The following is a 9,083-nucleotide window of genomic DNA, read 5'->3' on the forward strand; positions in this document are numbered from 1 at the left end:
TTTTAAGGCGTTAACCACCCTGAAATATTATCACGGGATTGATAGATTGCTTTGGATTTTATTTCATCATCAATAGTTAAACCTTTCATTTTTTCAGGGACAGCATAGTATCTAAAATATTTTCGCGACTCTGGTACAAACCCAATTTGCTCAAATTGACTATCTGTTAATGTAAAATAAGCACCGATACGATATGTTTCATCCGTGGATAGGAATTCAACAAACCGATTCCCAACGTAATAAATAATCCCATTATCATATTCAAAATAATAATATTGGCCATCCGTTCCCCGATAGGTCACATTCGATTGCTGAAGTTCGTTTTCATTATACATCGGTAATCGATGGTAGGAATTATATAAATAACTACTCCGATAAAAACTTCGCTCTACGGAACCGTAGGCAAAATCATTAAAAATTTTCTTTTGGTAATCTCGTGTTCCTGGATTTGTTAAAAAAGAAGTTTCAATCATTTCTCCATATTGCTGATAACCATTTCTGGCAAATACAACCGTGTAGCCAATTAGAAGTATTGAGATAAAAATATAAAATTGTACGATTCGTTTTTTGTAATAAGAAATAGAAGCAAATAAAATCACGGCTGCGATACAAGATAAAATTACTCGTATCCACAAATCATGATAATAAAATTGTTCCATTGCTAGCCATTTTTGATACATTGGTATCCTCCGCTATGAAGATGACGATGAATTCCAATAATCCATCGGTATCTGGATATGTTCGTATTGTTTGGATTGTTGAGATACATCGGTTGTTTGAGTTCGATTTCGTTCAAATTGTTCAATTTCTCGTTCTGCTTCTTGGGCAGTTAGAATGTTCTTTTTGGACCAATTGAGTAAAATACGATCGATATATTTCAAATTATACGCTCGGTTTAACACAGCTTGTCTTAAGGCAACAATAATCAAATCTTCATCGTATCCATCTTTGACTAGCCAATTTTGTAAATATTCAATCTCGATGGGCGATAAAGGTCGACCAAATTCAAGCTCAAAGATTTGATAAAGTGATTTTTCGTTCGTATTACTTTGGGTATCAGCAGAAGGTTCTGCAGTTCTTGTTACTTCTAACTTAGCAAAGAGAGGACGTATCGTGTAATGATCCGTCTTTTTTCCATAATCATTTTCAACAAGTTCAATTTCCATATAGTCTTTCTGGACTAATTGATTAATCGTCTCTAACACAAGATGGTCGCTCCAGCCCAAGTGCTGACTTATCCTTTGGATATCTTCAACCCGATTCCCTTGAGATATTTGCGATAAAATATAAAGAAGAATTACCATTTCATCACTTGAAATATCAAATTCATGATAATGATTGAATAAATAATTCGGAATACTCGTAAATCCATCTTTATACCAATCATAAAATGATTCATACATTAACGTCCCCTCCTTCCTTTAATGATTCATTCTCTCAAATTATGGGTATAGGCGATTCAATAGACGTGGGAATGGTGAAGTTTCTCGAATATGTTCAATACCACTTAACCAAGCTACACAACGCTCTAATCCCATTCCAAAACCACTATGGACTACTGCACCATATTTATTCGTATCTAAGTACCAAGCGTAAGCGTCTAAGTCTAAATTGAAATCAATAATATTTTGTTTCATAATTTCGTAATTATCTTCACGCTGCGATCCGCCAATAATTTCACCATATCCCTCAGGTGCAATCATGTCTGCACATAGAACAGTGCGTGGGTCTTCCGGATTTACCTTCATATAGAATGGCTTAATTGATTTTGGATAATTTACGATAAAGATGGGTTGTTCGTATTGGCTTGCGATAAACGTTTCATGCGGTGATCCAAAGTCATCACCCCACTCAATATCATCAAAACCATTATTATTTAATAAAGTAATCGCATCGGTATATGAAATTCGTGGATATGGTGTTTCAGTATATTTTTCAAGTAAGGATACATCACGGCCTAAACGCTCTAAGGCTTGAGGACAATGATCGATGACATTACGCACTAAGTATGCTACGTATTCTTCTTGAACTTTTAAACTTTGCTCATGATCTGTATGGGCCATCTCAGGTTCCATCATCCAGAACTCAATTAAATGGCGACGTGTCTTAGATTTTTCCGCACGGAAAGTCGGTCCGAAAGAAAATACTTTGCCAAAAGCCATTGCTGCAGCTTCTAGATAAAGTTGACCACTTTGTGATAAGTAAGCTTCTTCATCAAAATATTCTGTATGGAATAATTCAGTCGTTCCTTCTGGTGCACTGCCTGTTAAAATCGGTGGATCAATCTTAATAAATCCACGGTCATTAAAGAATTCAAACGTTGCGCGAATAATTTCGTTACGGATTAACATAATCGCATGTTGTCTTGACGTTCTTAACCATAAGTGACGGTGATCCATTAAGAAATCAGTTCCATGTTCTTTCGGTGTAATCGGATAATCGTGACTTTCACCTAATACTTTAATATCTTTAACTAATAATTCGTACCCCAGACTTGAACGGGTATCCTCTTGAACAACCCCAGTTAATTCGACACTACTTTCTTGAGAAAGATGTTTTGTAATGTCAAAAACTTCTTCACTTACATCTGATTTTAAAACGACACCTTGGAAGTAAGCTGTTCCGTCTCTTAATTGAATAAAAGCGATTTTACCACTGTTTCTTGTATTTGTAACCCAAGCTTTTACGGTCACAGTTTGATCAACGTAATCTTTAGCTTGATTCATTGTAATGATATCCATCTTTATTCCTCTTTCTTATAAATTCGCAATCGTTTGAATCCATTCCCCATCGGTCGCATCCAAATAATAATATGACATAATACCAGATTGATCTTTAAAAGTAACTTCCCAAACAGGTCGATTATCCATTTTTCCTAGACGAGCCTGCATAACCTTATCAATCTCATTATCATATTTTGTAATTCCAATGGCATCTTCGCGTGAGATAATATCTTCGTTCGTATAATAATCCGTATCGCCCCCATCTTGTTTAATAATGGCATACCGTTCTACTCCTTCATTATCGGTAAAGAACATAGAAAAATACGATTCTTTCATCGTAACCATATTAAATTGATGGACTTGTTCAATCGGATAATCAACTTCAATAATATCCTTTGCTTCCACTTCAGCTTGTGCTAATCTGCTGACACTACTTGCATAAATGAAAATAAAAAACATCATTAATGACAAGAGTATCATGGATGTAACAGGAATCCATTTTTGACTCAAAATGATTGCCCTCCTTTTAGTATAACAACATAATAATACCATAAACTGGCAGAAGATAAACCTATTATTCCTCTATTCAATTTCAAATTGAGCTAATTTATTTAACTGGGCAAAGACTGTTTGGCTGTACTCTTTAGTCATAATTCGTTGATCCCATAAATAAATAGCATACTCAGGGTAGTCTTCATTGAACCGCATCAATAATCTTTTCATATTTAGGATCATTTGAGGTAGTTGTACCGCTTTGAAATTATCATAATTTTGATTTGGGTGTTGTGCATTAAATAGCGATATTTGACCTTGTAACCAAACATGATTCATTGCTACAAATGGAAGATTAAATAAGATAATTACACCCTCATGATTGAACTGCTGCCATTCTTCACTTAAGAATCCTTTGCGCGTTAGAATAATAATATTTTTATCTTGCTCGATCATTCGCCGACGAATTTTATGTCGATTACTCGTAACGGACTGAGCTTGGATTAAATAGGAATCCAGAGAAGGTCGATCCATCAATATATGATATAAAGATTTCGCTTGTTGTTTATTACTAACAATAATGATGATTGTTGCATGATCCATAAGATGCTTACTCATATATTCTGCTAAGTCTTCCATTCGTTCTATGTCTTGCACTCTTGCTAAATATTCGATTGGAAGTGAGACACGCACCCCTGGTGGATAGAATGAGAGCGGAAGCTTCAAGTAATCGAAACCATCGAGATCAACCCAGCGATGGTATCCCCGTTGTTGTTGATAATCTTGATATCCCCCCAAACTAATTAACAATACTTGGTTGAATTGGTTCAAATATTTTAAATATTTGGACTGGAGAATGAGAGGTTTCTTTCGTAAAACTAAGCGATAAAACTCATTTCGAATTCGAGTCGCTGTTAAATACAACAACTGATTAGAATCCTTCATGATAAAACCAGTTAATCGTTGTTGCCATTGATTAATCACTTCGTTGGCATCTTGATCTATTATTGAAAGACTATCAAGCTGAATAAGCTCATTAACGATTCGGACCATCCTCTGAACTGTCTGATGAATTTTTTCTACCAAGTGATCTGTAGCATCAATCGTTAAGCTCACTGATTCTTGCTGTTTCGAACTTGAATCGAATTGCTTTAAGACTCTAATAAGCGAATCTGTCAATTGATATCCAGATTGGATTAATTGATCTAATAATTGATAACTATAATCTAGCCCCGCTTCTGAAAACAAATGGAGCCAACGAGACCACAAAGTTAAACCTTCACTGATGGGTAATTTCAGTTCTGAATAATCAGAAATCGAATTAAAATAGTCGAAAGCATCTAAAATAATTACAGAACGATCCATAAATGATTCATATAAATCTGATGGGCTACTAAATAAAAAATGAAAATCAACGGGTGTCATCATAATAATGTCTGCTTTTTTGGCTTTTTCAATCGCATCGTAGTACGAATTAGAAAAAATTGAGGATTCACTCTTATGGTAACGTTGTAACACACCAACGATATCCAGTTCTTGATTCAACGTTGTAAGATCTAATATGGTTCGTGTCGTTTGCCAATAGTAGGTAGCAGCTACAATCGTGAGATCATGTGAATTAATTTTGATTTGATCTAACAGATGTACCAACTTTATTAATTGTTCTCGACAAAGATATCTTCGTGGATGTCTTAAATGGACAACATTACATTGCTGGTGACACGCAATCATCTTAATTTTTAATTGGGTTGATTCTTGTTCTGTCACGATGATTGTTGCTTGATGTTCCAAAAATCGATCAATCAATGTCATCAATGTAGCTGTGTCGATGGGTCGAATTGGATCTTCTAAAATGGAATGCGGATTTTGATTCCATTGATTCAGAATATAATCAACTTTCGATGACGACAACGCATCATGATGAATAATATCTAAAGATTCTGTTGGCTCTAACTCAGGCAGTTGTGTAACTTCTAAATTTGGTTTAATGATAAAGTGCTCAGGTTCACTCACGAAAAAACTGGTACCAAAATCAATTTTTTGGGTAATTGATTGTAATATTGATCTTTCAGTAGGCTCAAGGTTAAGACATCTTTGCGCAAGCTCTGTTATTAAATACCGTGTCATTCTTGCATCTTCAATGGCTTGATGAGCATCTGTGAATGGAATCCCTAATTCCATCGATAATTCCATTAAGTTAAATCCCTTAGCTTCAGGTAAAAATATTTTAGACAATTTTACGGTATCGATTGATTTCGGATTAAACGTTAAATGATATTTCGCAAATTCTTCTTGCAATACTTTTAAATCAAATGCTGTATTATGAGCCACAAAATAACAGTCGTACAGTAAGTCATACCATTCTTTAGCAATCTCTTCAAAGGATGGACACCCTGCTACATCTTGGTCCGTAATTCCTGTTAGCTTTTGAATGGGTTCAGGAATCGAGCGTCCAGGGTTTATGGTTTGGGAATGTTCTTCAACGACCTGATTGTTTTCAATAATTAAAGCGGCAAGCTGAATAATTTCATCTCCATCTTCAATATTGGGGCCGGTTGCCTCTAAATCAACAATCGCAATTCGTGGATATTTATTTGACATTCATATCACCTACTACTGAATAATGTTGTCTTACATAATCTTCAAGTACTCGGCTTTTATTTTCAAGTTGTCTATTAATAACGCGCATTTCAAGGTTGGCTAATATATCGCCAATCATCGGTCCTCCACGATTCAAATTAAACATGTCCATCAAACGCTTACCATCGATTGCTAATTCTTTACGTGTTTGGATGGGCAATTGCTCTTTTTGTAAAAGATAATTTTCTACACTTAGATGATGTGCATCAAGATAATCTTGAACTTGTCGAATCACACCCGTATCAAGCGTATAGATTGCCATTGCAGTCACTTGATTCTTTTGTATCAAATCTAGGAATTCACGGATTTGAAGAACTAGACGAATAAAATCATTACTATGTGTCCAATCTTTCAAATAGCGCATCGTCTCCTGTTCACTATATCCCAATAACTGTGTAATAAAAGCCCAGATGAGTTCGCGGTATTGAGATCTTGGTGTTAGGAGAGGTTCTACTTTTTCAATTAGTCGATCGAGTAATCGTTTTACATTGACCTGATTGAATCCAGGTAATTGAGCTGATAAGTGTGTTGTTTCTAGCAAATGCGCAGTTTGCGTAAAATAATCCCCTTCTAAAAACTTAATAAACTCAATCCGAATTCGTTCGATCGCAATATGCGCTAAACTTGGACTTAACGATTCAATGGCTAGCAGTGTATTATCTTCAATCTTAAAACCTAATTGACTGGCAAAACGGATAGCTCGCATCATTCGAAGCGCATCTTCATTAAATCGTTCATAAGGTTGCCCCACACAACGAATTATTTTTTGCTGAAGATCATCTAATCCACCATGATAATCGTACAGATTCCCCTGTCCATCAAATGCTAATGCATTAATCGTGAAGTCACGTCTTAAGGTGTCTTCTTCCAAACTTCGGATAAAAGTTACTTCATCCGGACGACGGTGATCCGTATACGTTGATTCGCTTCGAAAGGTAGTAACTTCATACAATTCACCATGATAGACGATTCCAATCGTCCCATGTTCGATGCCTACGTCAACGGTATGCGAAAATATTTCTGCAATCTCTTGCGGAAACGCACTGGTCGCAATATCAATATCATTAATTGGGCGATTTAACAATGTATCCCGCACACAGCCACCAATAAAATAAGCCTCATAACCATGAGACTCAATTTGTTGAATAAGTGGCAATGCACTTTGAAATAAAGGATGATTTAGCGTTAATTTCACGATAATTCACCCCTTATGGCATGGATTTGTTTCAGTAATACTTCCGCCTCTTCGAAAGAAGAACGTTCGATTGCCTGATCAAATTGTTGTTCTAAATCTTTTAACTTAGTCTGAGAACTTAATTGCGATAAATAATGATCGAGTTGATCCAGTTGATGATCTTCTGCTGGGATATATGGATTATTTTTATAAATATCAAATGAAAAAACTTCCTGATAATAATTAGGTATATCGAGTTCAATATAATAGGTAATATCATCCCGTAACTGATTTAACCGAATATCATGGAATGCTTGATTACTATCCGTATATTTATGGGGCCCTTTGTAATAGACAAACGGGTTCATTGGATTTTCCTGATATGAGATAAATAAGCCATTTGGGGCATATTTCGATGCATCTGAAAATTCAATCCGATCCAATAATTCTGGATGAGAAGCCAAATATTTCATTAAGAAATTTACCGTTGGGTGTACATGCTTGAAATTTTTAATGAGCCATTCAATAAATTGACGTTTATTTTCATTTGACGCCATTCTATCCCCCCTTTTCGCTGGTACATCTTTTAGTATACTGCATTTGATTCAAAATATCTTCATAAATCCGTTCAAATTCAAGTCGATCATAATAAGTTAGACGATAACGGTCAATTGTTTCAAGTACTTTATCATATATTTCAAGTTTTTGGTAGCAATTCACTAATCGTAACACTGCATCTTGATGTGGTGTTTGTTGATTGATTGCATTGTTAAAATATTCTGCGGTTTGTTCAATATTTGGATGATCAAAAGCTTGGTAAAGTATACCATAAAGATAATCAAAAGTTCCTTCAGGCATGCTGCCATCATCCATACAGCGTAAATAGTGTAAACCGTCCTTTGGCTTTTTAAGTCGACAACATAAATGGATTAAGTGACTCGCAATTTGATAAGCTAAGCTATCTGAATTCGCAACTTGATAACTCTTTAGTAAGATGGGAATAAAATCAGGATGGTCAAAAGAGATATATTCAAAATAAGTTGCCACCTCAATTATAAGTTTTGAATACTGATAATCATTAGGCTCGATGGCTTCTAAAAGTAGTTCCGGGTTTGGTTTTAATGCTTTACCATTCAAGAGTTGATGCTTCAACAACTCTACCTCAAGTGAATGATCCTTAGTGATCAATCGATTTAAAGTTAACAAACCATTATCATACTGATGTTGTAAGTAATAAATTTTTGCGAGATTTAAGATATCGGTTGGATGATTGACATTTTTTATTAATGGGTGATTTAATAACAACTCATTTAAAGAAAAGGACGAAGTAAGAGTATCTGCTGCAAAATTTAATAATTTTTGGTAAATAAATTTTTGTTTTGGCGAATTGATCAAAAGTTGAGTGTAACAAATCACTGATTGTTTGTAATCACCCATCCTGTCGTATAATTGTGCTAATTCTAATTTGATTGAAAAGTTATTGGGATAATCATTGATGCTTTTTATTAAAACTTGAATAGCTTTTTCGTATTGAAGCTGTTTAAGATATAACTCATATTCTACGAGTCGATATTTTAAAATGGGTGGCTGATTGGCTGGGGCAAATAATTTTGAAAGCCAGTAATTTTCAATCTCTGCATAATTTTCAAGCGTCAATAAACATTGACAGATATTATAAATTATTTTTTTGATGGGTATGCTTGATAAGCAAGTTGTGCTAAATCTAAACATTTTTCTGGATTAAGATACTGATGTATTACAAGGTAATCCCGTACTTGTTTACGTAACTGCGTATTCTGACGATAATACCTTATAAATTCATTGCGTTTTGATGATTCATCTAACGCATTCGACTCAATAATATCTTCCAACAGGGTTTTCATATTACCACCTCCATTTATATTATACTATATAGCCATTTACAAAAACACTCAAAAGACGAACATTCGATTAAATTTTTAAATATCTTGAGTTGTAAAGTTAAATGCAACACTTTCTGTTACATGATTCGATGAACTTAAAATCTCTTTACTTCTTCCCCTAGGAGAAGAAAA

The 9,083-nt window shown here is 34.8% G+C and carries 9 protein-coding genes; all 9 read right to left on the minus strand.

The window, feature by feature from the left end:
• Positions 1–2 precede the first annotated feature (2 nt).
• Positions 3–680 (minus strand): hypothetical protein, encoded by a 678-nt coding sequence (locus CYJ57_RS04790; protein ID WP_101954290.1) that lies wholly within the window; start codon positions 678–680, stop codon positions 3–5.
• A gap of 12 nt (positions 681–692) precedes the next feature.
• Entirely contained in the window at positions 693–1,403 is a 711-nt protein-coding gene (locus tag CYJ57_RS04795; RefSeq protein WP_006701311.1) for a DnaD domain-containing protein, read from the minus strand.
• A gap of 39 nt (positions 1,404–1,442) precedes the next feature.
• Positions 1,443–2,741, minus strand: coding sequence for an asparagine--tRNA ligase (asnS, locus tag CYJ57_RS04800; protein ID WP_101954291.1), 1,299 nt, complete (start codon positions 2,739–2,741; stop codon positions 1,443–1,445).
• A 15-nt stretch (positions 2,742–2,756) separates the two neighbouring features.
• Positions 2,757–3,233: a hypothetical protein gene (locus tag CYJ57_RS04805; protein ID WP_101954292.1), complete on the minus strand. Its 477-nt coding sequence runs from the start codon at positions 3,231–3,233 to the stop codon at positions 2,757–2,759.
• Positions 3,234–3,305: 72 nt separating this feature from the next.
• Entirely contained in the window at positions 3,306–5,816 is a 2,511-nt protein-coding gene (locus CYJ57_RS04810; RefSeq protein WP_101954293.1) for an exonuclease domain-containing protein, read from the minus strand.
• The gene (locus tag CYJ57_RS04815) at positions 5,806–7,050 is read right to left on the minus strand and encodes a CCA tRNA nucleotidyltransferase (protein WP_180764396.1); all 1,245 of its coding nucleotides are present in this window, start codon (positions 7,048–7,050) and stop codon (positions 5,806–5,808) included. Before CYJ57_RS04815 ends, CYJ57_RS04810 begins: the two co-directional genes overlap by 11 nt.
• Positions 7,047–7,586: a YpiB family protein gene (locus tag CYJ57_RS04820; RefSeq protein WP_101954295.1), complete on the minus strand. Its 540-nt coding sequence runs from the start codon at positions 7,584–7,586 to the stop codon at positions 7,047–7,049. Before CYJ57_RS04820 ends, CYJ57_RS04815 begins: the two co-directional genes overlap by 4 nt.
• Position 7,587: 1 nt before the next feature.
• Entirely contained in the window at positions 7,588–8,685 is a 1,098-nt protein-coding gene (locus CYJ57_RS04825; RefSeq protein WP_101954296.1) for a tetratricopeptide repeat protein, read from the minus strand.
• Positions 8,686–8,708: 23 nt separating this feature from the next.
• Entirely contained in the window at positions 8,709–8,912 is a 204-nt protein-coding gene (locus CYJ57_RS04830) for a hypothetical protein (RefSeq protein ID WP_101954297.1), read from the minus strand.
• Between the last annotated feature and the right edge of the window lie 171 nt (positions 8,913–9,083).

The organism is Falseniella ignava (assembly GCF_002847645.1).
In the GTDB taxonomy this organism is placed as follows: Bacteria; Bacillota; Bacilli; order Lactobacillales; family Aerococcaceae; genus Falseniella; species Falseniella ignava.

What these genes read in the sequence shown, in the direction of transcription:
- CYJ57_RS04795 (WP_006701311.1), bottom strand. Translation starts at nt 1,403, where the DNA reads ATGTATGAATCATTTTATGATTGGTATAAAGATGGATTTACGAGTATT.
- CYJ57_RS04830 (WP_101954297.1), bottom strand. Translation starts at nt 8,912, where the DNA reads ATGAAAACCCTGTTGGAAGATATTATTGAGTCGAATGCGTTAGATGAA.
- asnS (WP_101954291.1), bottom strand. Translation starts at nt 2,741, where the DNA reads ATGGATATCATTACAATGAATCAAGCTAAAGATTACGTTGATCAAACT.
- CYJ57_RS04790 (WP_101954290.1), bottom strand. Translation starts at nt 680, where the DNA reads ATGTATCAAAAATGGCTAGCAATGGAACAATTTTATTATCATGATTTG.
- CYJ57_RS04820 (WP_101954295.1), bottom strand. Translation starts at nt 7,586, where the DNA reads ATGGCGTCAAATGAAAATAAACGTCAATTTATTGAATGGCTCATTAAA.
- CYJ57_RS04810 (WP_101954293.1), bottom strand. Translation starts at nt 5,816, where the DNA reads ATGTCAAATAAATATCCACGAATTGCGATTGTTGATTTAGAGGCAACC.